Below are 26,720 nucleotides of genomic sequence, written 5' to 3' on the forward strand. Positions count from 1 at the left end.
CCCTGGCTTGATCGGGTGGGTGCTTCCACCTTCACGAATGCCGGCGGCGGGCACATCGGCCGCGGAGCCTGGTTCGACCTGGCCGTTGGCGCAGCCGGGCTCTTGTACTTTCGGCGGATACCCCGAGCACGCGGGCTGCCTAGGCTGATCAGATGGCCACCAACGCACTCCGCTCGCTGTGGGCCGAACCGCGACCCACGAATGTCCCGGACCTGGGACCGCGGGACTGGGCCTTGGTCGCTGTACTGATCTGCTGGTCGGTGGTGGAAGCGGTGCTCCGCCAGGACCTGGCGCCACGCCCGCTGCCGCTACTCGCGGTGCTCGCGGTCCTCGGCCCCCTGCTGTGGCGGCGCAGGCACCCGCTCGTCGCGGTTGCGGTCTCTTTCGGCACGTTGACGATCGTCGACATCGTCAGAATCCTCACCGGGTCGCAAGGCGCCCTGCTGAACAGCAGCATTGCGGTGCTGATCCTGGCCTACGCCCTGTTCCGGTGGGGCTCCGGCCGGGAAGCCGCAAGCGGTCTCGGCATCATCCTGCTCTGGCCGGCTGCCATCACCACCCTCGGCGCCGACGCCACCAGCCTGGCGGAGGTGGTCGCGGGATACGCGTTCTTCCTGTTCGCCGCCGCGCTCGGCACCGCGATCCGCTATCGCACGAAGATCCGCATCCGCGACATCGACCAAGCCAAGGCCCGCGAACGCGAACAGCTCGCTCGTGAACTCCACGACACCGTCGCCCACCACGTCTCGGGCATCGCCATCCAGGCCCAAGCAGGACGTGCCATCGCGGCCTCCCACCCCGAGCGTGCCATCGAGGCCCTGGCCATCATCGAGGACGCAGCGACCCGCACCCTCACCGAGCTGCGCGCCGTCGTCGGCGTGCTCCGCGCCACACAGGACACCGAGTTCGCGCCGCAGCCCGGCCTGGCCGAGGTCGAGCAGCTCGCCACCGATGGCCGGACGCGTCCCTGCGTCGAGGTGACGATGTTCGGCGAGTTCGACGACCTCAGCCCGGCGGTCGGGGCCGCGATCTACCGCCTAGCCCAGGAGTCCATCACCAACGCTCGACGGCACGCCCGGCACGCGACCCAGGTCATCGTCGCCGTCACAGGCGACGCCGACCAGGTACGGCTGACCATCGACGACGACGGCTCCGCCGCCGGCGCCCGCGCCCCAGCAGGCTACGGCCTGGTGGGCATGCGGGAACGCGCCTCACTGCTCGGCGGCACCTTCCACGCAGGCCCTGCCGCCGAGCGGGGCTGGCGGGTAGAGGCGGTCCTGCCTCGAACCGGGACGCCACGATGAGCATCAGGGTCCTCATCGCCGACGACCAGCCCATCGTGCGCACCGGGCTGACCATGCTGCTCGACGCCCAACCCGACATCGAAGTGGTCGGCGCGGCCGCCGACGGGCGCGAGGCGGTCCGCCTGGCGCTCCAGCTGCGCCCCGACGTCGGCCTGTTCGACATCCGAATGCCGCTGATGGACGGCATCGAAGCCACCCGACGCCTCGCCGGCCCCGACGTCACCGACCCCCTGCCGATCGTGGTCATCACCACCTTCGACCTCGACGAATATGTCCACGGGGCGCTCAAAGCCGGCGCCCGCGGGTTCCTGCTCAAGGACGCCGGAGCCGCCCTGCTGTCCCAGGCCATCCACGCCGCCGCCGGCGGAGACGCACTGATCACACCCAGCGTGACCGTCCGACTGCTCGCAGCGTTCGCCCACGCACAGACCTCACCACCGAGGCAGCCGATAGAACCGCTCACCGCCCGCGAGGAGGAAGTCCTCGTGCCGGTAGCCCAAGGCCGCACCAACAACGAGATCGCCAGCGAGCTCTACATCACCCCAAGCACCGTCAAAGCCCACCTCGCCAGCCTCATGCGAAAGCTCGGCGCCCGAAACCGCGTCGAGGTCGCCATGTGGGCTCACGAGACCGGCCGCATCTGACGCTGCAAAGGCTCCCGCCGCCGTTGCCGCGACCCCCACAGCGCCACCAACCAGCTCACCTCGAGCGCGGACATCCTGTTCACCGCCCATGGGGAAGCCGCATCGGCGTGAACCATGCGGAGAACTTCGCACCGCCGCCCATACTCGGACGCCTCCCAGCCGCCCCTCGCCATGTGATCGGGATTGTGTCGCGCGTTTGGCCGCTCTCGTTTGTTTGGTGCCGCCGACGGCGGAGTACCAAGCCGGCCTACTGGTTCGGGAGAGCGTGCTACCGAGCATGCGGCCCCGCTCCCTGGCGGGAGCGGGGCCGCCGGTCACGCGGTCAGTTAACGTACACCGAGTAGCCGATGCCACCCGACCTGGTGCCGTCGGCCGTGTTGCCCCGCACGTGGACCGAGTAGATGCCTCGGTCCGGTGGGGTCCACGTCATCGTCCCCGTACCGGAACCGTCCGCCGGTACGGTGAGCTCCTCTGTCACGGCGCCCCGGTCGTTCCGGACGGAGTAGGTGTACGAGACGATGCCGGGCATACCCGGCGTGAAGGTGAACGTCCCCGGCACACCGGTACCGCCCGACCACTCGCCTTCCGGGTATTCCTTGGACGACACGTACGGCGCGCTCAATATGTTGAAGTAGTACGTTTCCTCCTGCGAGAAGACGTTGTCGGCGGTCACCGTACGCACCCGCAGGTTGTAGTCGGCCGAGCCGTCCGGTGGCAGCGGGGGAGTCCACGCCAGCACGGCGCGCCCGTTCTCAGCGGCTGTCCGCTGGAACGGACCCCAGTTGAACGAGTACTCGAACGCCACCGCGCCCGGCTGGCGGGCTTCGAACGTGAAGGTGCCGGGGAACACCCGCGCGTTCGCCTGGAACTCCTTCGAGGTCACCGTCGGATCGTTCGTCACCATCCACGTGATGTTGTCCGCCGCCGACCACACGCCCGCCGTGTTCTTCGCGCGCGCCAACATCTCGTAGTCGCCGATCTTCGGCGGGGTGTAGCTCACCGTCGCGGTGTTCCCGCTGACCGGCGCGGTCCACCTGGTCGACGGGTCCGCCGTCAGCCAGTACTCGAACTCCACGGCGTTCGGCATCGGGGTGGTGAACGTGAACGTGGCGGCTCTGCCCTCGGTCCCGATGTCGCCCACGTAGCCGATCGTGGGTCGCCAGGTGTTGAGCGACAACCGTTTCTCCGTCACCGGGGACAGCCCGCCGGACGCGTCGCGGGCCTGGACCCGCAGCAGGTTCCCCTCGGCCGAGGTGAAATCGACCGGCAGCGTGGCAGTTCCGTCGGCGTTCGCCTTGACCGTCCACTTCGTACTCTCGGCACTCGCGAACCAGTAGTCGTATTCGACGACGTGCGGCATTCTCGGTTTCGCCGTGTACGTGGCCGAGGTGCCCAGGTCGACGTTTTCGGGCCCGCTCACCACCGGTGACGCGTCGACGAGGAATCGGTACTCCCGTTCCGGCGACTTCACGCCCGAGGTGTCGGTGCTGCGCACGAACAGCACGTGATCACCACCGGTGACCGGCGTGATCGTCACCTCGGCGACGCCGTCCTGGCCTGCCGTGACCGTGGCGGACGCGCCGTCGTCCAGCCGGTAGTCATACGCCACGACGTTCGGCATCCCCGGCGCGAACCGGAACACGCCCGGCACGCCGATGCCGCCGTCCGGGCCGCCCTGCGGCGGGTAGCGGTCGGACGTGACCGTCGGCCGCGTCTCCTTGACGATGAACGAGTAGTAGGTGCTGAGCGAGAGGTTGCCCGCCCGGTCCCACGCCCGTACGACCACAGACTGCCAGCCGTTGGCCGTTGGCGTGAAGCTGACGGTGGCCGTGCCATCGGGGCCCGCGGCGATCTCCCGCGTGTTCCCGCCGAAGTCGTAGTCGTACCGCACGACGTCGGTGGAACCGTTGGGAGAGAAGGTGAACTGGCCCGCCACACCGACCCCGCCGCCCTCGGCGTCCGCCGGGTACGTCGCGGAGACGACGGCAGGCGCTTTCGGATCCGTGCGGTCGACGGTGAACCGGCACGGGGCCGCCGTGGACGACTTCGCACCCCAGCTGTCCTGTGCGTACACCTCCCACGCATAGGTACCGTCGGCGAGGCCCCAGGTGTCCGGGTACGCCGCGGCGGGGTTGCCCGACCCGGCACCCGTGTGCCGTTGCGACGGGTCCGCCACGGGCCACCACGTGAACTGCCCGGACGTGGAGTCGCCGTCCGGGTCGGTTACCTGTGCGCTCAGCTTCACCTGGCGGCTCACCAGCGCTCCGGTGCCGTCCTTGGCGCAGGGTTCGTCGTTGGTGCGGAGGTCGGTCGGCGTCGCGGGCGGCGCGTTGTTGACCACCCGCAGCGTCGCCGGGGCCTTGATCAGCCGATAGAACGCCGGGTCCGCCTCGTGTGCTTCGGCGACGCGGAAGCCCAGCGTGAGATGACGGACCTTGTGTGCGATCGCGTCCCGCACCGCGGAGGTGACGTCGAACGTGGCGTCGTTGTCGATGCAGGTGCCGTCGGCACCCCTGGACGCAACCCGTGTCCGCTCCGCCGGGCGGTTCTGCCAGGTCGACTGCTTGGCGTAGGCGGAGGTCCGCCACACCTCGGTGGCGCGGCTGTCGCAGCCGACGTAGTGCGTCTCGCCGGCCGACAGCAGCACGGTCGTGAACGGCACACCCCGCAACGAGCTCAGGTCGAAATTCACGTACGAGCGTTGGAGGTGCGGTGTGTTGTCCCAGGTGCCGATCGGCAAGTTGCCGGATGGCTTGAAGTAGGCGGTGGTCGGCGTCGCCGAGTCGACGTAACCCCAGGACGTCGCGGACAGCGTCACCTCGGAACGCTGTTGACCAGTGGCTTCCGTTGCCGCCATCGCGCCATCGGTGAAGGTGAGCGCGATGGTGAGCGCGACTGCGGGCAACGTCAGTGATCTTCGTAAGGTCATGCTGGCCCTCCCTTGTTGCAGGCATGCAGGACGTACACGCCTGAAGGGGAGGATCGGTTGCCCTATGTTTCAGCCCGCTCGCAGGCGCTTCACAGGCGGGAGAAGGAAGACGTAGACCCACCACCACCGTCGCCGCCCTGACCAGAGCCGGAGCGCTCGGCGCGACCGCGCCGAGCGTCCAGGATCACGCACGCACTCGCGGAAGAACGACACAGCTCAGTGCCTGGCTTTCAGAGCCTTTTCGCTTTTGTCGGCAACTTGCGCCGCACGGAATCTCACCGGAATGTCGTTGACGACAGTCACACGACAGGACAGGCGGGATTTCAACACAAATCGTGAGAATCTACACCTACTGACCAGCGGTGCAGGTTCTCGCCGCTCGTGCCATGTCGATCTTTTGCGACCAGGGCGTTCTCCGCTGTCGGTGGCCCGGGCCAGCTCTCACAGCACGTCGCTCGGCGTAGCGAGTTCCTGCAGCTACTAATCCGCCAAGCGAAATCGCATTCTTGAGCCCCGCATCGACATTTGTCAGTACTGGCCGCGTATGCAGGCGGACGCGGTTTGATAGCACTCCGCATAGCCGGTGATGACATCCCGAACGTCGGTTACGAAAACTCCCAGCTCTTGGACTCCTCCAGGAGGGCCCGATGTCTCGGTGATTGTCCCGAGCGAATATGTGTGGTTGACAGCTGGGCAGACGCTGCCGCTTGCGGGGTACCGGTACGGATCAGTCACCACAGTGCCGCCTTGGTACCCGGCGATCAGCAGGTAGGCGCACTCACCACCTTTGACAAAGAATCTGACGTTCGTGAGGGTGACAGTCTTCAGGGAAGTGGACCAACCCATGGCTCCCGTGGCGGACGTTGCCGTAGCGCCTGTACCACCGCCGTGGACCGCTGCGGCGGTAAACCCGCCCGGCGCGGCAGAAGCCGTCGTAACCGTTGCCGCTACGAGCATCGCCGTGATTCCTGCGATCGTCACGATTACCGAATACATGGCAGCGAACGGGGTGCCGTGGAGGAGCTCGACCGAGAACTGATCGATGCGATGGACCGGCGCATCACGGAGATCGAGGACTGCGGGCTGGATCCAGGCATCCAACTCGACCTCTAGCAGCTCCGCCACGAACACCAGCAGCGTCCAGGATCCCTGGCCGCCACACTGCAGCGTGTACCTGCGACGAACTGGACAGCCGTTCGCTACCACAGACCTGGGTCACTAACTGCAATGCCGTGGCCGCTCATCGGCATGACCTCGCGCCCGGTCGCTGCGCATCGACCGATTCGCGGCATGAGCGGATATCAGCTGGCATCCTTGCGGCATGCCGGATGTGGGGGACGTTGAGCGCGCATCCGCCGTCTACCGCGACACGTTGCTCAAGATGGCGGAAATGTCCGGGGGCAAGGGCGCAGTCGCAGCTCCGAGATCATGGAACCGGCTGGTGAATCGGCTGGAAACGCAGCGACTGGTGCTGTCGATGTCCGAGACCGGGCGCGCGGCCATCTCGGCACTCTTGGACCACCCCCACCCGACAGTCCGCTTGTGGGCGGCGGCAGACGCGCTGCGATGGGACGAACAGCGAGCACGACAGGTATTGGAGTCCCTGCGGGACTCGCCCGACGATGTCGGCCTTCACTCGACCAGCGCTCGGTACACCCTGAAGGAGTACGACGCAGGCCGACTTCGCTGAATGCCTGTCATGGACCAGGAAGGTCACGTCCGGTCGTCGGCATGAGCGGACGTCGGGCGAGTGGATCTACGATCACCCGTTCTTCCTGATCCTCGACAAACGCGGTCGGCGGTGAGTGGCCTGGGCCGCCCGGCCCAGGAACGCAGCTCCCGCAGAACACCTGTGGAGGTTCCTGCCGGCGTGACAGGTAGCGCGCGCAGGCTTTTCAGGTGGCTCGGCGCCTGGTTTCGAGGCTTCGGGATCAGCGCCTGGTTGTGGTGGCCATCCTTTGTGAACTCTCGAACCGGCGGCAAAACACGCTTCCGCAACCAATGAGACCGGCGGGCCTGTTACGGCTACGCTCCGTCAATACGACATACCGATCAAGCCACGCGTACGGCCATTACAGCAGTCACCGGGCAGTCATCTGGACGAGCGTCAAAATCGGCACCAAATCGCCCCTGGTACCCCAGACACGAAGAAGCCCAGGCCGCGTGGCCTGGGCTTGTGCTCCCCCGCTTGGACTCGAACCAAGAACCCTCCGGTTAACAGCCGAATGCTCTGCCAGTTGAGCTACAGGGGATCGTGCTCCGTACCGGCCGGATCGCTCCGACCGATGAGAGAACTTTAGCCCATGCCCTCCGGCGGCCGTGCACCCACCCCCACTTTCTCCGGCCACCTCGTCAAGCTCGCGTTTTGAGGGACAATGGCAGCCGGAGCAAGATCGAAGGAGGCGTGGACTCGGATGAAGATGTTCCTGCTGGGTGCGGCCGCGGGCTACGTATTGGGCGCGAAGGCCGGCCGGGGACGGTACGAGCAGATCGTGCGGACGTACCGCAAGATCGCTGACCACCCCATGGTGCAGGGCGCCGCCGGGGTCGCTCGCGCCAAGGTCGGTGAGCGGTTCGGGCGGCCTCAGCGCTGACCGCACCCAAGACGTGCCGAAAGGGCCCTTCACCGCATGAGACGCGGTCAAGGGCCCTTTCGCATACAGAGAAGTCAGCCCACCGTGGCGACCACGAAGACGCGCCGGAACTCGAACCAGGTGGTCCCGTCGGGGCGCGGCGGGTAGGCCTTGTCCAGTTCGCGGGCGATCTGCGCGCGGAACTGGTCCCATTCGGCTCCGGCGAGGGCCTCTTTGACCGGCAGCAGCGAGGTGCCGGTGATCCATTCGAGTACGGCGTCCTCCCCCGCCAGCCGCTGCAGGTACGTCGTCTCCCAGGCGTCGACGGCGCAGCCGGCGTCGGCGAGCAGGTTCCCGTAGCCGAGCGGGCTGTCGACGGCCTCGTTCTCCCGCAGGACGACGTCGGCGAGGCGCGGAGCCCACTCCTCGGTGCGCGCGAGGGCGCGGACCAGGGCATGCGACGGGGCGTCGAAGTTGCCGGGGACCTGGAACGCGAGCGTCGCCCCGGACGGCAGGAGGCCCACCCAGCGGCGGAGCAGGTCACGGTGCTCCGGGACCCACTGGAGCACGGCGTTCGAGATCACCACGTCGGTGTCCGGTTCGGGCACCCAGTCGTTGACGTCGAGCACTCGCGCGTCGACGCCGCGTGAGCGTGCGGCTTCGACCATTTCGGGTGAACTGTCGCTCGCCTCGAAGATCGCGTCCGGCCAGCGTTCCGCCAGCCCCGCGGTCAGGTTGCCGGGGCCGCAGCCGAGGTCGGCGACCCGGCGGGGTTTCTCCGCCGTGATCCGCCCGACGAGGTCATGGAACGGCCTGGCCCGGAGGCCGGCGTAGTCGAGGTACTTGACCGGATCCCACATGGCGCCTCCCAGCGATACAGTACGAGCGTACTGCTAGCCGTGGGGCTTCGCCAGTTTCTCGGCCGCTTCCTCGGCGATCGCCTTGACCACGTCGGCGTCCGTGCCCGGATCGGGCCGCACCTGCAGCACCGTGCCGTCCTGGCCGGGGACCTTGCGCTCGACGAACCACGCTCCGCCGGTCCCGAAGTCCTTGCGATGCCGCCCGCGGACCGAGCCGTCGACCCGCTGCCGCACCAGGAGCGGGACCTTGCCCGGCCGGGCGAGCCGGAACCGGACCGGCGTCTTGTCGGCCAGCAGCACGGCCTTCCCCGCGGTCCCGGTCTCCTCGGATTCGGTCAGGGTCAGCACGCCGTCCGACCACGCGGCCTTGCCGACCAGATGCCAGCCGACCCTGCGCGGCCCCGGGATCCACAACCCCAGCGCCGTCACCAGCAGGTATCCGCCGCCCTCGACGGCCGCGCTCCCGACGACGTGCTCGCCGTCGTCCAGTGTGCCGTCGAAATCCGCCGGGACACGGTCACCCAGCAGGTGACGCAGCCAGCCCATGCTCAGTCCAATCCGCCGATGGCCTGTTCCTTAAGCGCCTTCCGGTACTGCTCGAGCGCGACGAGGTCGCCGAACAGCGCGCGGTAGTCGTCCGGCGCCTCGACCGGCGAAAGCCGCTGGAGCTTCGACTTGATCTCGTTGATCTGGCGGGCGACCAGGCTTTCCTGCACCGCCGCGAGCTGCGCGGAAATGTAGCGCGAGTCGACCTCGCCCTTGGCGCGCAACGGTTCCACCGAAAGTTCGCTGAGCACTCGCCGCACCGTCCCTTGCGGACAGTGCGGGACGGCCGCGTCGAGCAGGGATGGCCCGGTCAGCCCGGAACCCGCTCCCCCGGCGGACAGCAACGCCTTGTGGATGGCGACGTAAACCGGATGGGTGAACGCGTCCTCGGGGAGCGCGTCGTACTCCGCCCCGGCGAGCATCGGCTGCTGCAGGGCCGCCTTGAGCGCCTCACGCTGCGCGATGAACCGCGGATCGCCGGGCGCGGGCCGTGGCAGGTCCTCCTCGGCGGTGGCCGTGGCCCCGGTGGCGGGCCGCCGGACCTCGATCGTCGTGGAGCGTTTCGCCGTGGCACCCGCGCTGCCGCGGACCCGGTTCACCACCTGTGCCGCGTCCTGCCAGCCGACCCACCAGGCGAGTTTCGACGCGTAGCCGTCGCGGCTTGCGCGGTCCTTGATGCCCGCGACCATCGGGACGGTCTTCTGCAGCGCCGCGACCTGTCCGTCGACGGAGTCGAGGTCGAAGCCCTTGAGCATGCTCTTGATCGCGAATTCGAACAGCGGGATCCGCCGCGCGACCAGGTCGCGCACGGCGGTGTCGCCCTTGGCGAGCCGCAGTTCACAGGGGTCCATGCCGTCGGGGGCGACCGCGATGTAGGTCTGCCCGGCGAAGGTCTGGTCGCCCTCGAAGGCCTTCAACGCCGCCTTCTGGCCGGCTTCGTCACCGTCGAAGGTGAAGATCACTTCGCCGCGGAAGGCGTCGTCGTCCATCATCAGCCGCCGGAGGACCTTCATGTGGTCCTCGCCGAACGCCGTGCCCGACGACGCCACGGCCGTCGGAACTCCGGCGGCGTGCATCGCCATCACGTCGGTGTAGCCCTCGACGACGACGACCTGGTGCCGCTTCGCGATCTCGCGTTTGGCCAGATCGAGGCCGAACATGACCTGCGACTTCTTGTAGATCGGCGATTCCGCGGTGTTCAGGTACTTCGCCGAGACACGGTCGTCGTCGTACAGGCGCCGCGCGCCGAACCCGACCACCTCGTTGCCGACGTCGCGGATGGGCCAGAGCAGCCGCCGGTTGAACCGGTCCATCGGCCCGCGCTGGCCTTCCTTGGCCAGCCCGGCCGTGAGCAGTTCCTTGACCTCGAAACCGCGGTTGAGCAGATGTTTGGTGAGCTTGTCCCAGCCGGCGGGCGCGTATCCGCAGCCGAACGTCTGCGCGGCGGCGGCGTCGAAACCCCGTTCGGACAGGAAGTCCCTCGCCGCGCGCGCGTCCGGGGTGAGCAGCTGCTCGGCGTAGAACTCCTGGGCCGCGCGGTGCGCTTCGATCAGCCGGGCGCGGGTGCCGCGATCCCGCTGGACGCTTCCGCCGCCGCCTTCGTAGGTCAGCCGGAACCCCGCGCGATCCGCGAGCCGCTCGACGGCTTCGACGAACGAGATCAGGTCCATCTTCTGGATGAACTTGATCACGTCACCGCCTTCGCCGCAGCCGAAGCAGTGGAAGGTGCCGTGGGAGGGGCGCACGTTGAACGACGGGGTCTTCTCGTTGTGGAACGGGCAAAGCCCTTTCAGGCTGCCGCCGCCGGCGTTGCGGAGGGCCACGTAATCCGCGATGACCTCGTCGATCCGGTTGCGCTCGCGCACCTCCGCGATGTCGCTGTCCCGAATCCGTCCTGCCACGCTCATCACTCTAGTTCCCGCTCGCGGAGCACTGTGCGGCACACTCGGGGAATGAGCACCGCCCTGGACGAACTCGCCGGGAACTTCGCCACGCTGCGCCCTCATCTGGTGTCGGTCGCCTACCGGCTCACCGGCACGCTGTCCGACGCCGAGGACGCGGTCCAGGAGTCCTGGCTGCGCCTGAGCGGCCTGGACGAGCGCCGCCGTTCGGCCATCGAAGACCACAAGGGCTGGCTGACCACCGTCGTCAGCCGGATCTGCCTCGACCGGCTGCGGTCCGCGGTGGTGCGCCGCGAACGGTACGTCGGCGAATGGCTGCCCGAACCGGTCCTCGGCCCGCTGGGCACGCCGTCGTCGGAGGATCCGCTGACCGTCGCGGTCCGCGACGACGGGATGCGGATGGCGGCGATGGTGGTCCTCGACCGGCTCACGCCGGAGCAGCGCGTCGCGTTCGTCCTGCACGACGCGTTTTCGGTGCCGTTCGGCGAGATCGCCGAGATCCTGGGCTGCACGCCGGAGGCCGCGCGCCAGCACGGTTCCCGCGGCCGCCGCGCGGTCGCCGACGCCGATCCGCCGCCCCGGACGGTGCTCGCCGAGCAGCAGCAGATCATCGAGAAGTTCATGACCGCGATGCTCACCGGCGACATCCAGGCGGTGGCGGAGGTCCTCCACCCCGACGTCGTCCTCGTCGGCGACGGCGGTGGCAAGGCGCGCACGGCGGTGCGCACGGTCGCCGGGTTCGACAAGGTCACCCGGCTGTTCCAGGGGCTCATGCGGATGTACGACCCGGCCGGGATCGAGCAGGCAAGGGTCGCGCTCGTCAACGGCGACCTCGGGCTGTACATCCCGCCGCAGGCGGCCTCCGCCGGCTACCGGGCGCTCGACGAGCACGTCGACGCGTTCGTCATCCGCGACGGGAAGATCGTGGCGATCTACGACATGGCGAACCCGGACAAGCTCACCACCGCGCGGACCCGCGTCGGCCCCTGACGCAATTCGTCACCTGCTTGCGGGGGTTCGGGGCGCCGAACCCTCGCAAGCAGGTGACGAATTGCGACGGAGGGTCAGGGAAGCGGGATCTTGCAGGCGTCGCCCGAGGTGAAGCCCTGCGCGGTGATGTCGAGGGCGCTGTTCATCCGGGCACGCATGTTCTCGAGCCCGATCTGGTAGGTCAGCTCGATGACGCCCTTGCGGCCGAACTCGCGTTCCAGTTCGGCGACCTGCTCGTCGGTGACGGTCACCGGGCTCGCGGTCATCGCGTCGGCATACGCGAGCCCGAGCCGTTCCTGGTCGGTGAAGGCGGGCGACTTCGCGTAGTCGTCGATGTTCTTCAGCCGTTCGATGTCGAGCCCCTCGTGCAGTTGCAGCATGGTCCCGAAGTCGATGCACCACGTGCAGCCGAGCTGGGTCGCGACGCGGTACACGGCCAGCTCGCGCACGTTGGCGGGCAGCGTCTTGCTGGCCTTTTCCACCAGCATTTCGTGCATGCCGTTGGCCCGGAGCAGTGCCGGGTGGTGCGCGTAGACGGCCATCGGCTCGGGGACGGCACCGAAGCGTTTGCCGGCGAACTTGTAGATCAGCTTCAGCAGGAAGCCGGCTTCGGCGGTCTTGACGGCGGGAATGCGCGGCATGGTGTCCTCCTCGTGCGGTTGCGATCACCCTCTGGACGAGGCCGGCGGCGCAGACGTGACAGGCGCTCTCCGGTGACGTGGACCACGCGGAGTATTTAGCCTTTTCGCCGGAACCCTCATTCGATCAATGAAGGTACGCTTACGCTCTGCGATTCCTTCGATACAACCGGCGAGCCCTCCGCACTCTCACCCCGGAGGAACACATGGACCATCCGAGGCTCGCCGTCGAGAATCCCGCGACCGGGCGGCCGATCACGACCGTCCCGGACGACGGCCCGGCCGATGTCGACAAAGCGGTACGCGCCGCCGTCGGGGCCTGGCCCGCCTGGCATGTCTCGGATCGGCACGCCGCGCTGATGTCGTGCGCGGTCGTCGTCGAGGAGGCCGCGCCGGTGCTGGCCCCCGTGCTGACCGAGGAGCAGGGGAAACCGCTCCGGGAAGCCAAAGAGGAGTTCACCGAGGCCGCCGCGCGGTTCCGGTACTTCGCCGGTGCGCGGGGAGGATCGCTTCTCGTCGGCCAAGGCCCGGTCGCCGCGATCACGCCGTGGAGCTTTCCCGTGCGACTGGCCGCCGCGGAACTCGCGCCGTCGTTCGCCGCGGGCGACACGGTGGTGCTCACACCGTCGCCGCATACCCCGCTCACCACCCTGCACCTGGGCCGGATGCTGGCGGAGGTGCTGCCGCCGGGGGTGCTGACGGTGCTCACCGGACGGGATCCGCTCGGCGAGCGGCTGGCCGCCGCGCCCGGACTGCGACGGCCGAGGCCGGAACCGGGCGGCAACGATCCCGCGATCGTGCTCCCCGGCACCGATCCGGCCCTCATCGCGGAAAGCCTGTTCTGGAGCGCGTTCACCAATTGCGGGCAGCTGTGCACGGCGGTCGAACGGGTCTACGCCGTCGGGTCCGCGTACGACGGCGTAGTCGAGGCGCTCGCGGCCCTGGCGGCGAAGGTCGTGGTCGGCGACGGGCGGACGCCTGGGACGCAGATCGGCCCGGTGAACAACCGGGCGCGGCACGACCGCGTCACCGGCCTCACCGAGGAGGCCAGGTCGGACGGCGCGCGGATCGTCACCGGCGGACCGCTCGACGGACCCGGCTACTTCTTCGCCCCGGCGATCGTCGCCGAAGCACACGACGGGATGCGCGTGGTGGCCGAGGAACAATTCGGCCCGGTGCTGCCGGTCGTCCGATGCTCCACAGCGGACGAAGCGCTCGGGCTCGCCAACGCCACGACGCCCGGCCCGCGCGCATCGGTGTGGGGCACGGACGAGGAGCACGCCGAGGCAGTCGCGGCGCGGCTCGAATACGGGACGGTGTGGGTCAACGAGCACAAGGCCTCGTGAATCCCGCGGTCAGGGAGTGATCGTCCGCACGTCCCACACCCAGACGCCGTCGACGAACTCGGCGGGTTTCCGCAGCAGCAGGTCGACGGTGGCCCGGAAGGCGTCCTGGTGCTCGCGCGGGATCAGCACGAGGACGTCGGCGTTCCAGTACCGCAGATCCGCTAGCGCCTGCTCCCGCTGCGACTCGGTGATCGTCGCCGGGATGCCGGTCTGCTTGATCTGGTCGAAGATGATCGACGTCGGCCGCTGGATGGCGCCGTAGCGGCCGCGTTTGTCGTCCGGGCCGCTCGGCCCGACGAAGTAGCCCTCCGGCATCGCGTAGCCGAGTCCCGCGTCGATCTGCCAGTGCAGTGGTTCGGATTCGCCGGAACTCGGCAACGGCACGGGTACCACGGTCCCGCCGGGCGCGACGTAGCTCCGCCAGGTCCCGTCGGCGAGGAACCGCGGCGTCGGCGGCCGGTCCTTCACGATCAGTTGCGTCGGCGCGATCGGCAGCAGAACCGCGATCACGACGCCGATCCACACCAGCCGCAACGGAAATCGCCGCTCCCCCGGCACTTCCGGCAGTTGCGACGCGACCGCGTAGACGCGCTCGGTCGCCAGCGCCAGCAACGCGCCGATGAGCGGGATGCAGCCCATCGCGAGCCGCGATTCCAGCAGCGACTCGAACAGGGGCAGTTCGGAGAAGAGTTTCCACGGCCCCGGGATCCCGGTCTCCTCGTGCACCACGATCAGTTGCACACCAAGGGAAAGCCAGGCCATCACGAACATCGAGATCGCCAGCGCCCGCGCGAACACCTCACGCCACAGCCAGGCGGTGATCACCACCATCAGCACGATCAACGGCCAGCCGAAGAAGGCGTTCTCCTCGGTGCGGTTCATCGACACGTCCGCGGCGGCCTGCGGCTGCCCGGCGACCGACTGGGTCGCGAACCGGGTGAACGCGGCGGTGTCGTTCCCGACGGGGCCGTGCTCGATCGCCTGATAGCTCTGCGGGCCGAAGAACTGCCACCACAGCGGGAAAGCACACAGCACGAGCGCCACGAGGACACCGATGCCGACGCCGATCCCCAGCGGTTTCGCCATCGGCGGGAACTCGCGGTAGTTCGTCGCGAAGTACGCGATGGCGAAGATCGCGAACGCCATCGCGAAGATCAGCAGCGGTTCTTCACCGAGGAAGATCTGGTACGCCGCCAGCAGGCCGAGGAAGATCCCGTTGCGCACCGGACGCTCGCCGCGCGCGATCTTGAAGACCAGCAGCGCGATGAACGGCAGGACGAACCACGCGACGAAGTTCGGATGCGCGTTGCCGTGCGAGATCATCGGCGGGGCGAAGCCGGCGAACGCGCCGCCGATGGCCGCGCCGACCCGGTGGGTGACCAGATGCCGCGAGAAGACCCAGTACCAGGCCGCCGCCGTGCCGGCGAGGCCACCGGTGAGCGCGATGGCCCAGGTGACCGTCGGGCCGAAGGTGAGCGTGACCGGCGCCAGCGGGATGCCGACGCCGAGCATGGCCGTGTTGGCCATCAGGTTCACGCCGAGCGGATGGTTCTGGAAGTGCGAGCTGAGCGGATTCCTCAGGTGCAGCACGTTGTCCGCGGTGACGGAGAAGAACCACTCCCACAGGTTCTGGTCCGACGCGCTGTTCCAGAGATAGCCCTCCTTGAGGTCGAGCCAGAGCCCGTTGTAGAGCAGGAAGGCGAACAGCAGGAAGCCGCCCATGATGGCGGCGTCGGCGGCGGCGAACCGGCGAGGTCTCGTGGGAGTCTTCCCGGCCTCCACGTCCGCCGCCTCAGCCTGGAAAAGACTCACTGACCATCCTCACGGCTCGACAACGCGGGCGAGAAAGTAGATCACACCCGTCGAGGCATGCCTGACGAGCAGAAGGAAGGGGCGATCGACGGCGACTTCCAGGGGTTCGTCGACGATGAGCGACGTCAGCCGCATCAGCACCGCCGTCGCGGCGGCACCTTCGAGGCCTTGTTCGTCGATGCGGAGCACGGACTGGTGGACGACCTCGGACACTTCGAGCCGGTCGTCGTCGGCGAGCGCGGTGAGGTCTGCGGCGGCGGTGAACATCGTGCGCACACCGAGATCCTGGAGTTTCGCCGTCAGCGGGCTGTCGACGTCGAGGTCGAGTTTCGGCAGTGACAGGGCGATCGTCTTGGACCGCGTGTTCTCCAGCAGGACCGCCAGCTTGCCCGCGTCGAGTTCGGCGTCGTCGAGATCGCCGTCCGGCAGCAGGATGACCGCCTCCACCCCGCCCTCGGCACCGAGGCGGACGACCTGCCAGCCGTCCTCGTGGGTGTGGTCGAGCTGTTTTTCGAGCCACATCGTCGGCACCGTACGGGTACCGGACGGTGCGTGGAAGTCCGCGGGCGCGGTGTTGTCACCGGAGAACGGATTGGTCCACGCGGTTTTGAGATACAGGGCGTTGACGATCGCGGCGACGGTGTCCGGCGCGACGGTTCCCTGCTTCAGCAGTTCGGGGATCAGCTCGCGGGTGGCCTCGGCGACATCGGCGTTGATCAGCCGCCGCGCGGCCTCCGGATCGTCGCCGAACGGGGCGCTCTCGACCTTCCCGCCCGGCCAGGAGGCGAGTTCCGCGCGGAAGGAATCCTCGATCGGGAGCCCGTCCCAGGCCCAGAGCGTGTTCGCGACCGCGAGTTCGGGGCCGTCGTCGAGCAACGACGAGGCCTTGCCCAGCAGGTCGGCGAGCTCGTCCGGGTCGCCGAGCAGCGCGATCAGTTCTTCTCTGGTCTTCCCCTTGGCGGCCTGCGTCACCAGGCCGAGCGCGCTCGCGATCGAGTACGGCGAGAAGCACGCGTTCTCCGTGCGGCTCGCCAGCACCCGATAGAGGTCCAGACCAAACCGGAGGTGGCTTTCGACAGCGCCCATGCCGCAGACCGTACCGTGCACGGGCCCGTCCGTCTCCTGTCCGAAAGTTCCGCCTTGCCGGCGGTCCGGCTCAGGCGGCGCAGGTGGCGGTGTCGCGTGATCGCACGGACGACACACGTGATCAGAGGGACGACACACGTGCCGTCCACTCAGTCACGCGAACCCGCCGTTCGGTACAGGCGGTCGTGAGTGTTTCGGGTCGCTCTGGCGAGTCTCCCCTTAGGTACCCACTGCGTGACCTGCGGCGCTTCTTGCGTGTGAATGCCTGGGATCAACCGCAGCCGGAATCCACAGAGGTACCTACAAGCTCCCGTCAGCCGTGCCGGCCCGTGTGCCAGGCATGCCACGCGTAGGCCTGCGCGTCCGTGAGCGACGCCACCTGGTCGACGACCACGCGCAGGCGTGCCGCGTCGTCCGGGGCGGCCTCCCACGCGGGAAGGAACAGCCCGTCGAGCGCGTCGGGCGCGCGGCGGCACAGCGCCTCGACCAGTTCGGCGAGCGTCTGACGCTGGCCGTCCTGCATCGCGAGACGCCGCCTGTCGCTCATCACGTACCGCAGCGCGAGCGCCTTGAACAACGCGACCTCGGCCGCGACCTGCTCCGGGATGACGAGCCGCGCGGCGTAGCGGCTCAGCGGTCCTTCGCCGTGCACCTCCCGCGTCGCGCCGACCACCGCCGTCGCGAACCTGCCGACCAGCTCACTCGTCAGCCGCTTCAGCGCGACCTGCGCCTTGAGCGATCCGTCGAGGCCCGGTTCGATGAGTTCGGCGACCACGGGCAGGTCGAGCAGTTCCTTCGCCGCACCCTCCAAAGTGGACTGAGACTGCCCCGAGAATCGGCGCGCCGCCTCGGCCACCGCCGCGCGTTCCTCCGCGTCGGCCAGCACCCGCAACGAGATCCGGCCGGCCAGCACCCCGTCCTCGACGTCGTGCACCGAGTACGCGACGTCGTCGGACCAGTCCATGATCTGCGCTTCGAGACAGGTGCGACGCTCCGGCGCGCCCTCCCGGACCCACGCGAACACCTCGGCGTCGTCGGCGTAGACGCCGTACTTCGGATTGCCCTCTTCACGCTGCCACGGGTACTTCGTCGAGGCGTCGAGACAGGCGCGGGTGAGATTCAACCCGCAGACGACCCCGCCTTCGAGCAGGACCTTGGGCTCCAGCCTGGTCAGGATCCGCAACGTCTGCGCGTTGCCCTCGAAACCACCGCACGGCTGCGCGACCTCGTTCAGCGCGCGCTCGCCGTTGTGCCCGAACGGCGGATGCCCGATGTCGTGCGCGAGACCGGCGGTGTCCACCAGATCCGGGTCCGCGCCCAGTTCGTCCGCGATCCCCCTGCCGATCTGCGCGACCTCCAGCGAATGCGTCAGCCGGGTGCGCGGCACGCCGCTGACCTCGGCGCCTTCACCCGGCCCGACCACCTGCGTCTTGCCTGCCAGCCGCCGCAGCGCCGCCGAGTGCAGAACCCGCGCGCGATCACGGGCGAAGGCGCTTCGCCCATCACTGGCGCCCTCCAGCGCCGCGCCCTTGGGCCGCTCGGGCAGCAGACGCGCCCTGTCGGCCTGGGTGTAGGTGTCGCTCACCCGACCAGCTTAAGCCTGGTCACCGACACTCAGCGGGTTTCAGACGACGGCCGGGGACTTCGTGAGCCGGTAATACAGCAGCGCGCCGGTCTCACGGACGATGTAGCGCGCCTGCGTCTCGCGGGCCTGCACGACCGGACCGCGGTGGGTCGGCGAGGTCCAGGTCTCCAGCCCGAGGTCGTCGGCCATCACCCGCGCGCGGAACGAATGCCACGGGTCGCTGACGAGCACCGCGGTCTTCCATCCCCGCTTCTGCACCTGCTCGGCGACCGCGCGCAGGCTGCGCAGGGTGTCGCTGCCCTCGCCGACGGGCAGCGTCGCCGACTGGGGCACGCCGCGTTTGCGCAGCCACTGCACACCCGCCTGCGCCTCGGTGTAGTTGTCGTCGGCCTTCTTGCCGCCCGCGGTGACGATCACCTTCGCGACGCCCTGGTCGTACAGCGTCTTCGCCTTCGCCAGCCGGGCCTGGAAGATCTCCGACGGCCTGCCGTTGTACTGGGCGGCGCCGAGCACCACGATGACGTCGGCCTGATCGCGCACGTCCTCCCGCGCGACCTGCCAGACCCGGAACGCCGTTCCGCCGATCACCGCGACGACGATCAGCAGGAAACCCGCCAGGATCCGGCGCACCCAGTTCGCGCGGGTGGGTTTCGTCCGTTCGGCGGTACTCACGAGAGTGATTCTCGCAGAGCGGCGAGACGATCTCAGAGCCAGCCGTGCTCTTCCGCGAGCCGCACCGCCTCGGCCCGTGTCCTCGCCCCGGTCTTGCCCATCGCGGCCGAGAGATGGTTGCGCACGGTGCCTTCGGAAAGGTGCAGCGCACCCGCGATGCCGGCCACCGTGCTGCCGTCCTTGGCGGCCCGCAGGACGTCGTGCTCGCGTCCGGTGAGCGGGCTCGCGCCGGTGGCGAGCGATTCGGCGGCGAGCGCGGGATCGACCACCCGGAGCCCGCCGTGGACCCGGCGGACGGCGTCGACGAGCTGCTCCGGCGGCGCGTCCTTGACCACGAATCCGGCCGCGCCCGCCGCCATCGCCCGCGAGAGATAACCGGGTCTGCCGAAGGTGGTGCAGATGATGATCCGGCACAACGGGAGCGCGCCGTGCAGTTCCGCGGCGGCTTCGAGACCGTCCTTGCCCGGCATCTGGACGTCGAGCAGCGCGACGTCCGGAGCGGTCTCCTTCGCCCGTTGGAGCACTTCGTCGCCCGAGCCGACCTGGGCGACCACCTCGATGTCGGTTTCGAGGCCGAGCACGGTGGCCAACGCCCCGCGCACCATCGCCTGGTCGTCGGCGAGCAGGACCCGGATCACGCGCAGCCTCCAGCGGGTTCGGAGAGCGGCGCACGCGCGACGCTCCGCAAGGCGGATTCGGGTACCTCCGCCCGGACGAGCCATCCTCCCCCAGGCGGCGTGGTGGCGGTCAAGGTCCCGCCGACCGCGGCCAAGCGTTCGGCGAGCCCGCGCAGGCCGTTGCCCGGCTTCTCCTCGCTGCCCTCGCCGTCGTCCTCGACCTCCAGCCACGTCTTGCCGAAGCGGACTTTGACCCGCTTCGCCCCGGAATGCCGGAGCACGTTGGTCACGGCCTCCCGCAGCACGTAGCCGAAGGTCCGTTGCAGGGCGGGATCGACGTTGTCCACCGCGTGCGGCAGCTCCGCGTCGATCTCCGCCGCCCGCAGCGCCGCCCTCGCCCCGGCGACCTCCGCCGACAGCGACACCTCGCGGTACTCGGAGACGGTGGCGCGGATGTCCGTGAGCGCGCTGCGGGTCAGGCTCTCGACCTCGCTGATCTCCTGCAGCGCGCGGCTGTCGTCCTTGCCGCTCTCCAGGATCCGGCGCGCGAGCCCCGCCTTGACCGTGATGGTGGTGAGACTGTGGCCGAGGATGTCGTGCAGATCCCGTGCCAGGCGCTCGCGTTCACCCGCGACCGCGAGCGTCGCGATCTCCTGGTTGGCCGCCTCCAGTTTCCGCACCGCGCGGACCAGGTTCGCCATGAAGAACATCGCCGCCGTGATCGAGGTGACCGCGACGATGTCCCCGAAGTCGTCCTTCCCGAGGGCCAGGTGGACGGCCAGCACCAGCAGGAGCGCGCCACCGTCCAGGATCAGCGCCCACGCCGGCGGCAGCGTGAAGGCCAGCACAGCCGTCGCGTAGATCAGGACGTACGGGTTGTTGTCGTGCAGGAACACCAGCGCGAGACCGATGAGCAGCATCAGCACCGAGAAGACGTAGGTCGCCTTCCGCTGGGAGGGCCGCAGGCTGAGCGGGAACAGCACGTAGCAGGAGCCGTAGAAGAGCAGGAGAGCGGCGATCACCAGCTCTTTCGCGGTCGCCCCGTCGGTGGCCAGATCGACCGCCGCGGGGACGAAGCCGGGCACGATGAAGGCGAGGCCGAAGAACACCCACCGCCTCGGCCGGGGACCCCGGCCGGTCCGCGGCGGCATGTCCGCCCACCAGTTCTCCCGGCTGTTCAAGCCCGTTCTGACTCTGCCCGGGTAGTCGCTCACCGGTTCACCCTCTTCTCAGACCCGCGCACTGTCCTTACGGTAACGCCTGATCACCAGCGTCCCGAGGACCGCGGTCCACGCCGCCAGCACGCCGAGTGCGGCCGTGAGGCTCACCGTGAGATGGTCGGTGACCACCGGGCGGACCAGCTGGATCAGCCAGTACGTCGGCGTCAGCTGAGCGAGATCGGCCATCCACGACGGCATCCCGTCGATGGGGATCCACAGGCCGCCGAGGAAGCCCATGCCCATCATGACGATCATGTTCACCGGCTGCATCGACTCCGGCGTGCCGAACTGGCCGAGCAGCAGGCCGAGCAGCACCAGCGGGATCGCGCCGAGCCAGATGCCGAACACCAGCCGCAGCCAGCCGGCGGCGTCGAGGTGGACGCCCTGGAAGAGGACGCCGACCAGTGGGACGACGAGCAGCGCGGGAAGGGCGACGAGCATCGACGAGAGCGCCTTGCCGCCGAGATAACCCGCGCCGGTCAGTGGGGTGAGCCGCAACTGGCGCTGCCATCCGGTGGACCGTTCGATGGCCAGTTTCGTGCCGCTCGTCATCGCGGCGGAGAAGGTGCCGAAGGCCATCATGTTGACCATGATCACTCCGGCGATGTTCACGTTGGAGCCGCCGAAAACGTTGGCCTGCAACAGGAACATCAGCACCGGGAAGGCGACGGCGAAGAGCACGAACCGCGTCGAACGGAAGGTGCGGACGATCTCGGTCTTGAGATAGGTCGGGTTCATCGGACGGCTTCCTCGGTGCTGTCGGTGGTCAGGGAAAGGAACGCGCCTTCGAGGCCGACGGCGCTGATCTCGATGTCGCGCACCTCGGGCACGTGGGTCAGCAGCGCCCGCAGCGTGACGTCGGAATCGGAACTGGAGATCGCGGCACGGCCGCCGCGGAGTTCGAACGCGGTGATCGCGGGCAGCCCCGCGATCACCGGCTCCGCCGCCGCCGGCACCACCGCGCGGATCGTGCGTCCCCCCGCCAGCGCACGGACCTGCGCGACCGAACCGTCCGCCACGATCCGCCCCGACCGCATCAGCACGACACGGTCGGCGAACTCCTCGGCCTCTTCGAGATAGTGAGTGGCGAACAGGACCGTGCGGCCGGAGTTCGTGTACTCGTACATCGACTTCCAGAACTCGCGGCGCGTGCCGACGTCCATCGCGGCGGTCGGCTCGTCGAGGATCAGCAGATCGGGGTCGCTCACGAGCGCGACGGCGAACCGCACACGCTGTTTCTGCCCGCCGGAAAGCTTGGTGGAGCGCCGGTCCGCGAGATCTTCGATCCCCGCGCGGCGCAGCGCCTCACGCACGGGCATCGGCTTGCGGTGCAGCGCGGCGACCATGCCGACGGTCTCGCCGACCGTGAGATCCTCGACGAGCGCGCCGCCCTGCAGCATCGCGCCGATCATCCCGTCGCCGACCGCGTCGCCCGGCTCGCGCCCGAAGACGGTCACGGTGCCGCTGTCGGGTGCCGTGAGCCCCAGGATCATGTCGACCGTGGTGGATTTGCCCGCGCCGTTGGGGCCGAGGAGGGCGACCACCTCGCCCGGCGCGATCGTCAGTTCCACGCCGTCGACCGCGTGGACGTCGCCATAGTGCTTACGCAGCCCGGAAAGCCGTACCGCCGCCCCTGCGGTGATGTCTTGTTCTCGCATGCTTAGAGCTTGTCGCGGCGGGGCGCCGTGGACGTGGGTCGCGCGTCATGACCTGAGGGTGACAGTTGTCAGGGGTGAGGCTCCCCGAACGCCATGAAAGGTCCTTTCCTTGCAAATTTTGCAAGGAAAGGACCTTTCATGGCGTTTCGCCGGGTGGGAAAAAGAGCGTCAGGCGCCGATCAGCCGACCCGCCAGGTACGACTCCAGCTTGTCGATCGCGACCCGCTCCTGCGCCATGGTGTCGCGCTCGCGCACGGTCACCGCGTGGTCGTTGAGCGAATCGAAGTCGACGGTGACGCAGTACGGCGTCCCGATCTCGTCCTGGCGCCGGTAACGGCGGCCGATCGCTCCGGCGTCGTCGAAGTCGACGTTCCAGTGCTTGCGCAGCGCCGCCGCGACGTCGCGCGCCTTCGGCGTGAGATCGGCGTTGCGGGACAACGGGAGCACGGCGACCTTGAACGGCGCGAGCCGGTAGTCCAGCTTGAGCACCGCGCGGGTGTCGGTGCTGCCCTTGGCGTTCGGCACCTCTTCCTCGTGGTACGCGTCGACGAGGAACGCCATCATCGACCGGCCGACACCGGCCGCGGGCTCGATGACGAACGGGCGGAACCGCTGCTTCGTGGCCTGGTCGAAGAACGACAGGTCCACGCCGGAGTGGTTCGAGTGCGTCGTGAGGTCGAAGTCGGTGCGGTTCGCGATGCCCTCGAGCTCGCCCCACTCCTGGCCCGCGTTGAACGCGAAGCGGTACTCGATGTCGACGGTGCGCTTCGAGTAGTGGGAGAGCTTTTCCTTCGGGTGCTCGTAAAGGCGGAGGTTGTCCGCCTTGATGCCGAGGTCCTTGTACCACTCGGTGCGCGCGTCGATCCAGTACTGGTGCCAGGTCTCGTCCTCGCCCGGCTCGACGAAGAACTCCATCTCCATCTGCTCGAACTCGCGCGTGCGGAAGATGAAGTTGCCCGGCGTGATCTCGTTCCGGAACGACTTGCCGATCTGGCCGATGCCGAACGGCGGCTTCTTGCGCGCCGCGGTCTGCACGTTGAGGAAGTTGATGAAGATGCCCTGCGCGGTCTCCGGGCGGAGGTAGTGCACGCCTTCCTCGGACTCGACCGGGCCGAGGTAGGTCTTGAGCATCATGTTGAAGTCACGCGGCGCGGTGTACTGCCCGCGGTTGCCGCAGTTCGGGCACGGCACCTCGGACAGGTCGTCCTCGGACACCTCCTTGCCCGAACGGGCGGAGAAGTCCTCGGCCAGCTGGTCGGCGCGGAACCGCTTGTGGCAGGAGAGACATTCGATCAGCGGGTCGGTGAAGACGTCGAGGTGACCCGACGCGACCCACACCTGACGCGGCAGGATCACCGAGGAGTCGAGGCCGACGACGTCGTCCCGGCTCTGCACCACGGTCTTCCACCACTGGCGCTTGATGTTGTCCTTGAGTTCGACACCGAGGGGCCCGTAGTCCCACGCCGACTTGGTACCGCCGTAGATCTCTCCACACGGGAAAACGAAGCCTCGACGCTTGCACAGGCTGACGACGGTCTCAATGGTGTTGGCGGGCACTCCACGCTCCGAAGCATGCGGGGACGGTTATCGGACTAGAACGACAAGACTAACCGGGAGGTCCCGCGCGACTTCCGGCGAGGTTGGAACGGGTCAGGGGCGGCTCACCAACGAGGCGGTGACGATGCGGTTGTCCTCGTAACCGTCGGTCCCGCCGACGTACTCGCCACCACAGGTGACCAGCACCAGCCGATGCGGTCCGTCCGGCCCGAACAGCTTCTCCGCCTGCTCGGCCAGCTTCGTCTTGTGCACGGTGACGATCTCGTCGATCTTGTAGACCCACTTGCCGCCGTCGGTGTCGACGACATCCACCTGCTGACCGGCCTTGAGCCGCCACAACTCGTCGAACGGGCCCTTCTTCCCCTTCCAGTTCACATGCCCGGAAAGGAGGGACGCGCCCTGGTCGGCGCCCAGTTTCGCGCCCCACCAGGTGGCTTCGTCGAGACCCTCGGGGATGGGGAGGGTCCCGTCGGCGGTCAGTTCCTTGCGGATCAGTTTCGCCGTGCCACCACCGGGGAGTTTGACCGTGCCGGGCGCCTGCCCGGCGGGGACTTCGGACGTTTGCACGGCCGACGTGTTCGCCTGGTCCTGAGCGGCCGCGACGACGGGATCACTCTTTCCGGTGAACACGACCACCGCGACCACGGCCGCCACCACGAAGATCGCGGCACAGGCGAGGACCCAGCCCAGGACGGAGCGCTTCTTCGGCCGCTCCTCGCCCGCCGCGGCGGCGTCATCCACGTCAAACTGTCCCACCATCGGGTATTACTCCTTGCTCGCGTCAAGCCGCCGAAGCGGCCGGTGTCGCTAGACACGCGACGCGAGCCGAGAGAGGTTGCACCGACTTCCCGCATCCAGATGACGAATTGCGGGAGTTCAGGCGGGCGGTCCGGAGACGGGAGTCGCGACGATGACCCGGTTGTCCCGGTAGCCGTCCGTTCCGCCGAGGTAGTCGCCGCCGCAGGTCACCAGGACCAGCCGGTGCGGCCCGCTCTGCGCGAACAGCTTCGCCGCCTGCGCGGGCAGGTCGTTCTTGTGCACCGTGACGACCTCGCGCACGCGATAGACCCAGATGCCGCCCGCAGCGTCGCTGACGGCCACTTCCTGGCCTTCCCGCATCCGCCACAGCTCGTCGAACGGTCCTTTGACGCCACCCCAGTTGACGTGCCCGGAGATCAGCGACGTACCCGCTTCGGCACCGAGCCGCGCACCCCACCAGGCCGCGTCGCCGAGCCCTCGCGGGATCGGGAGGACACCGTCGGAGTTGACCTCGGAGCGGACGAGCTTCGCCGATCCACCTTCGGGCAGCCGGATGGTGCCGGGCCGCTGCCCGCGTGTCGAACTGTCGGCGGGCAGCGCCAAGGGAGCGCCGTCTTCGCCCGGTATGACCGCGGGTTCCGCGAACGAGACCGCCTGTTCGGGCGGGATCCAGGTCAGCACGATCACGCCCGCGGAAATGGCGAGCGCGGAGACGACGGCGGAGAGTCCCGCCAGCCAGGGCCGCACGGGGGCCGCTACTTCTCCCGCACCGGAACGGGCTTACGACGGCGAAGGAACAGCATCGCCGCGGCACCGATCACGATGCCGCCGCCCAGCAGTCCCAGCCCGACCACGGTCCGCGTCGAGTCGGCGGTCTGCGGCGGGATACCGCCCGTGGGGACCGTCCCCGGCACCGCGGGCTGCTCGGGCGCCGCACCCGGTCCCGTGCCGCCGGCGGGCTTCGCCACGAAGTTCCTCGGGATCGCGCAGCTCACGCCGCCGAGCACGATCGTCGTGCGGGCCTCGCGCAGGTCCTTGCCCGCGTCGTCACGCACGTGCGTGACGATGTCCAGCTTCCAGCCCGCCGCCTTGGTCACGTCGCCGCTGCGCCAGCCGTCCTGCCGGATGAGCTGGTCGAAAGCGGTCACCCGGGACACGGTCAGGTCGGAGGTGGTGTCGTCCTTGCTGGCCGTCTTGTCGATATCGCCGGTCGAGGGCGGGCCGAGCTTGAGCCCCTTGATGTCGACGCCCGAAGCACCGGACGGCTGAAGCTTGCCGGTTTCGTCACGCACCCAGATCTTGCTCACGCTCGTCGCCGACGTCGCCTTGCTCGGCGACGAGCAGTCCACCGAGCTCTTCGCGCCTTCGAGCACCAGCACGGTGTTTTCGGCGGGTGTCGCACCGCCGCGGCCGTTGTCGATGAGGGCGTAGTTGCTCTCCGCGACCGCTGTCGGGACCGTGGTCTGCTGCAACGCGGCGATCACGTTGTGGTCGCGGCTGGCGATACCGGCCGGGTACGGGCTCTGCGCCCCGTAGCGGCCCAGGTTGATGTCCCATTTCTTGCCGAAGGTGGTCCGCTCGCCGTCGTCACGCGGGACGACGGTGCGATCCGGGGAGAGTTTCGACTGGCCGGGCGTCAGCGGCGAGCGCTGGGTCTCGGTGATCAGCGATCCCGGGTTCCCGATGCGCACGGACGCCACGTTCGCGAACGACACGGGGCCGGACTTCTCATCGACGGCCTGTGTCGTCTGCGCCGAGGCGAGCCCCGGAGCCGACGCCAAAACGAAGGCCGCCGTCGCGGCGGCCAGCTTCGTCACGAAACGAGTCATGTCTCCCCACTGCCTCTCCGGGCCCATCAGAGCGCGGTCGTCAGCGTACGAGAAGCGACGAAACGCTCCGCGACAACTTTGCACCGTTGGCGACCACATGCGAAGTGGAATGGTCATTTCTTCGCGAAGTCACCCGAATGGAGCAGTAACGACGCGGCCAAGTGGTCCCCCGCTCGGCGAACAGACCGCCGGGG

General features: G+C 68.7%; 24 protein-coding genes and 1 tRNA gene. 6 read left to right on the forward strand and 19 right to left on the reverse strand.

Annotation, left to right across the window (positions count from 1 at the left end):
- The first annotated feature begins 152 nt into the window (after positions 1-152).
- On the forward strand, positions 153-1,304 hold the full coding sequence (locus ACLJO0_RS34210) for a sensor histidine kinase (RefSeq protein ID WP_410583181.1): 1,152 nt from the start codon (positions 153-155) through the stop codon (positions 1,302-1,304).
- A complete protein-coding gene (locus ACLJO0_RS34215) occupies positions 1,301-1,948 on the forward strand; it encodes a response regulator (protein WP_410583182.1) in 648 nt (215 codons plus the stop codon). The genes ACLJO0_RS34210 and ACLJO0_RS34215 overlap by 4 nt, the downstream gene beginning before the upstream one ends.
- A 322-nt stretch (positions 1,949-2,270) precedes the next feature.
- Here the strand turns inward: ACLJO0_RS34215 and ACLJO0_RS34220 are convergent, their stop codons facing one another.
- Together ACLJO0_RS34220 and ACLJO0_RS34225 are read right to left on the reverse strand one after the other, a co-directional pair.
- Positions 2,271-4,877: a hypothetical protein gene (locus ACLJO0_RS34220; RefSeq protein ID WP_410583184.1), complete on the reverse strand. Its 2,607-nt coding sequence runs from the start codon at positions 4,875-4,877 to the stop codon at positions 2,271-2,273.
- A 528-nt stretch (positions 4,878-5,405) separates the two neighbouring features.
- Positions 5,406-6,002 carry a hypothetical protein gene (locus tag ACLJO0_RS34225; protein ID WP_410583186.1) on the reverse strand — a complete coding sequence of 199 codons (597 nt, stop codon included), beginning with the start codon at positions 6,000-6,002 and terminating at the stop codon, positions 5,406-5,408.
- 196 nt (positions 6,003-6,198) lie between these two features.
- Between ACLJO0_RS34225 and ACLJO0_RS34230 the strand changes: the two genes are divergently transcribed.
- Positions 6,199-6,567 (forward strand): hypothetical protein, encoded by a 369-nt coding sequence (locus ACLJO0_RS34230; protein WP_410583187.1) that lies wholly within the window; start codon positions 6,199-6,201, stop codon positions 6,565-6,567.
- Positions 6,568-7,056: 489 nt separating this feature from the next.
- Here the strand turns inward: ACLJO0_RS34230 and ACLJO0_RS34235 are convergent.
- Positions 7,057-7,129: transfer RNA gene (locus ACLJO0_RS34235), tRNA-Asn, on the reverse strand.
- Between the two features lie 162 nt (positions 7,130-7,291).
- Here ACLJO0_RS34235 and ACLJO0_RS34240 point away from each other — a divergent pair.
- Complete coding sequence (locus ACLJO0_RS34240; RefSeq protein WP_007031230.1) at positions 7,292-7,471, forward strand: hypothetical protein; 180 nt, start codon at positions 7,292-7,294, stop codon at positions 7,469-7,471.
- 74 nt (positions 7,472-7,545) lie between these two features.
- Here ACLJO0_RS34240 and ACLJO0_RS34245 read toward each other — a convergent pair whose 3' ends face one another.
- From ACLJO0_RS34245 to dnaG, 3 genes are read right to left on the reverse strand one after another with little or no spacing between them, the layout of a single operon-like run.
- Positions 7,546-8,310 (reverse strand): trans-aconitate 2-methyltransferase, encoded by a 765-nt coding sequence (locus ACLJO0_RS34245; protein WP_410583188.1) that lies wholly within the window; start codon positions 8,308-8,310, stop codon positions 7,546-7,548.
- 33 nt (positions 8,311-8,343) lie between these two features.
- Positions 8,344-8,856, reverse strand: a complete 513-nt coding sequence (locus ACLJO0_RS34250; protein ID WP_410583189.1) for a hypothetical protein — start codon at positions 8,854-8,856, stop codon at positions 8,344-8,346.
- Between the two features lie 2 nt (positions 8,857-8,858).
- A complete protein-coding gene (dnaG, locus tag ACLJO0_RS34255) occupies positions 8,859-10,763 on the reverse strand; it encodes a DNA primase (RefSeq protein ID WP_410583191.1) in 1,905 nt (634 codons plus the stop codon).
- A gap of 45 nt (positions 10,764-10,808) precedes the next feature.
- Between dnaG and ACLJO0_RS34260 the strand changes: the two genes are divergently transcribed.
- Positions 10,809-11,747, forward strand: a complete 939-nt coding sequence (locus ACLJO0_RS34260) for a sigma-70 family RNA polymerase sigma factor (protein WP_410583192.1) — start codon at positions 10,809-10,811, stop codon at positions 11,745-11,747.
- 74 nt (positions 11,748-11,821) lie between these two features.
- Here the strand turns inward: ACLJO0_RS34260 and ACLJO0_RS34265 are convergent, their stop codons facing one another.
- Positions 11,822-12,388, reverse strand: coding sequence for a carboxymuconolactone decarboxylase family protein (locus ACLJO0_RS34265; protein WP_410583194.1), 567 nt, complete (start codon positions 12,386-12,388; stop codon positions 11,822-11,824).
- Positions 12,389-12,591: 203 nt separating this feature from the next.
- Between ACLJO0_RS34265 and ACLJO0_RS34270 the strand changes: the two genes are divergently transcribed.
- Complete coding sequence (locus ACLJO0_RS34270; protein ID WP_410583195.1) at positions 12,592-13,731, forward strand: aldehyde dehydrogenase family protein; 1,140 nt, start codon at positions 12,592-12,594, stop codon at positions 13,729-13,731.
- A gap of 9 nt (positions 13,732-13,740) precedes the next feature.
- On the opposite strand, the gene ACLJO0_RS34275 is transcribed toward ACLJO0_RS34270, so the two are convergent.
- The 12 genes from ACLJO0_RS34275 to ACLJO0_RS34330 all read right to left on the reverse strand — a co-directional run bounded on the left by ACLJO0_RS34275 (position 13,741) and on the right by ACLJO0_RS34330 (position 26,526).
- Entirely contained in the window at positions 13,741-15,543 is a 1,803-nt protein-coding gene (locus ACLJO0_RS34275; protein ID WP_410583197.1) for a glycosyl transferase, read from the reverse strand.
- A gap of 9 nt (positions 15,544-15,552) precedes the next feature.
- Positions 15,553-16,629, reverse strand: coding sequence for a serpin family protein (locus tag ACLJO0_RS34280; RefSeq protein WP_410583198.1), 1,077 nt, complete (start codon positions 16,627-16,629; stop codon positions 15,553-15,555).
- Between the two features lie 313 nt (positions 16,630-16,942).
- Entirely contained in the window at positions 16,943-18,214 is a 1,272-nt protein-coding gene (locus tag ACLJO0_RS34285; RefSeq protein ID WP_410583199.1) for a deoxyguanosinetriphosphate triphosphohydrolase, read from the reverse strand.
- A 39-nt stretch (positions 18,215-18,253) separates the two neighbouring features.
- Positions 18,254-18,886, reverse strand: coding sequence for a YdcF family protein (locus ACLJO0_RS34290; RefSeq protein ID WP_125793237.1), 633 nt, complete (start codon positions 18,884-18,886; stop codon positions 18,254-18,256).
- 32 nt (positions 18,887-18,918) lie between these two features.
- A complete protein-coding gene (locus ACLJO0_RS34295) occupies positions 18,919-19,524 on the reverse strand; it encodes a response regulator transcription factor (RefSeq protein WP_410583200.1) in 606 nt (201 codons plus the stop codon).
- Positions 19,521-20,717: a sensor histidine kinase gene (locus ACLJO0_RS34300; protein ID WP_410583202.1), complete on the reverse strand. Its 1,197-nt coding sequence runs from the start codon at positions 20,715-20,717 to the stop codon at positions 19,521-19,523. The genes ACLJO0_RS34295 and ACLJO0_RS34300 overlap by 4 nt, the downstream gene beginning before the upstream one ends.
- Before the next feature lie 15 nt (positions 20,718-20,732).
- Positions 20,733-21,461 carry an ABC transporter permease gene (locus ACLJO0_RS34305; RefSeq protein ID WP_410583204.1) on the reverse strand — a complete coding sequence of 243 codons (729 nt, stop codon included), beginning with the start codon at positions 21,459-21,461 and terminating at the stop codon, positions 20,733-20,735.
- Complete coding sequence (locus tag ACLJO0_RS34310; protein ID WP_410583205.1) at positions 21,458-22,381, reverse strand: ABC transporter ATP-binding protein; 924 nt, start codon at positions 22,379-22,381, stop codon at positions 21,458-21,460. The genes ACLJO0_RS34305 and ACLJO0_RS34310 overlap by 4 nt, the downstream gene beginning before the upstream one ends.
- Positions 22,382-22,549: 168 nt before the next feature.
- The gene (locus ACLJO0_RS34315) at positions 22,550-23,938 is read right to left on the reverse strand and encodes a glycine--tRNA ligase (RefSeq protein ID WP_125793233.1); all 1,389 of its coding nucleotides are present in this window, start codon (positions 23,936-23,938) and stop codon (positions 22,550-22,552) included.
- A 93-nt stretch (positions 23,939-24,031) separates the two neighbouring features.
- Positions 24,032-24,697, reverse strand: a complete 666-nt coding sequence (locus ACLJO0_RS34320; protein ID WP_410583207.1) for a class F sortase — start codon at positions 24,695-24,697, stop codon at positions 24,032-24,034.
- 117 nt (positions 24,698-24,814) lie between these two features.
- Positions 24,815-25,444 carry a class F sortase gene (locus ACLJO0_RS34325; RefSeq protein WP_410583209.1) on the reverse strand — a complete coding sequence of 210 codons (630 nt, stop codon included), beginning with the start codon at positions 25,442-25,444 and terminating at the stop codon, positions 24,815-24,817.
- Between the two features lie 8 nt (positions 25,445-25,452).
- Positions 25,453-26,526: a hypothetical protein gene (locus tag ACLJO0_RS34330; RefSeq protein ID WP_410583211.1), complete on the reverse strand. Its 1,074-nt coding sequence runs from the start codon at positions 26,524-26,526 to the stop codon at positions 25,453-25,455.
- Positions 26,527-26,720: the final 194 nt, after the last annotated feature.

The sequence above is a fragment of the Amycolatopsis sp. lyj-108 genome (assembly GCF_046549005.1).
Taxonomy (GTDB): Bacteria; Actinomycetota; Actinomycetes; order Mycobacteriales; family Pseudonocardiaceae; genus Amycolatopsis.

Bases quoted from the DNA above. Each gene is read 5' to 3' on its own strand.
- ACLJO0_RS34220 (WP_410583184.1), bottom strand. From the start codon at position 4,877: ATGACCTTACGAAGATCACTGACGTTGCCCGCAGTCGCGCTCACCATC.
- ACLJO0_RS34330 (WP_410583211.1), bottom strand. From the start codon at position 26,526: ATGACTCGTTTCGTGACGAAGCTGGCCGCCGCGACGGCGGCCTTCGTT.
- ACLJO0_RS34310 (WP_410583205.1), bottom strand. From the start codon at position 22,381: ATGCGAGAACAAGACATCACCGCAGGGGCGGCGGTACGGCTTTCCGGG.
- dnaG (WP_410583191.1), bottom strand. From the start codon at position 10,763: ATGAGCGTGGCAGGACGGATTCGGGACAGCGACATCGCGGAGGTGCGC.
- ACLJO0_RS34320 (WP_410583207.1), bottom strand. From the start codon at position 24,697: ATGGTGGGACAGTTTGACGTGGATGACGCCGCCGCGGCGGGCGAGGAG.
- ACLJO0_RS34250 (WP_410583189.1), bottom strand. From the start codon at position 8,856: ATGGGCTGGCTGCGTCACCTGCTGGGTGACCGTGTCCCGGCGGATTTC.
- ACLJO0_RS34230 (WP_410583187.1), top strand. From the start codon at position 6,199: ATGCCGGATGTGGGGGACGTTGAGCGCGCATCCGCCGTCTACCGCGAC.
- ACLJO0_RS34305 (WP_410583204.1), bottom strand. From the start codon at position 21,461: ATGAACCCGACCTATCTCAAGACCGAGATCGTCCGCACCTTCCGTTCG.
- ACLJO0_RS34270 (WP_410583195.1), top strand. From the start codon at position 12,592: ATGGACCATCCGAGGCTCGCCGTCGAGAATCCCGCGACCGGGCGGCCG.
- ACLJO0_RS34210 (WP_410583181.1), top strand. From the start codon at position 153: ATGGCCACCAACGCACTCCGCTCGCTGTGGGCCGAACCGCGACCCACG.
- ACLJO0_RS34265 (WP_410583194.1), bottom strand. From the start codon at position 12,388: ATGCCGCGCATTCCCGCCGTCAAGACCGCCGAAGCCGGCTTCCTGCTG.
- ACLJO0_RS34245 (WP_410583188.1), bottom strand. From the start codon at position 8,310: ATGTGGGATCCGGTCAAGTACCTCGACTACGCCGGCCTCCGGGCCAGG.
- ACLJO0_RS34260 (WP_410583192.1), top strand. From the start codon at position 10,809: ATGAGCACCGCCCTGGACGAACTCGCCGGGAACTTCGCCACGCTGCGC.
- ACLJO0_RS34280 (WP_410583198.1), bottom strand. From the start codon at position 16,629: ATGGGCGCTGTCGAAAGCCACCTCCGGTTTGGTCTGGACCTCTATCGG.
- ACLJO0_RS34240 (WP_007031230.1), top strand. From the start codon at position 7,292: ATGAAGATGTTCCTGCTGGGTGCGGCCGCGGGCTACGTATTGGGCGCG.
- ACLJO0_RS34215 (WP_410583182.1), top strand. From the start codon at position 1,301: ATGAGCATCAGGGTCCTCATCGCCGACGACCAGCCCATCGTGCGCACC.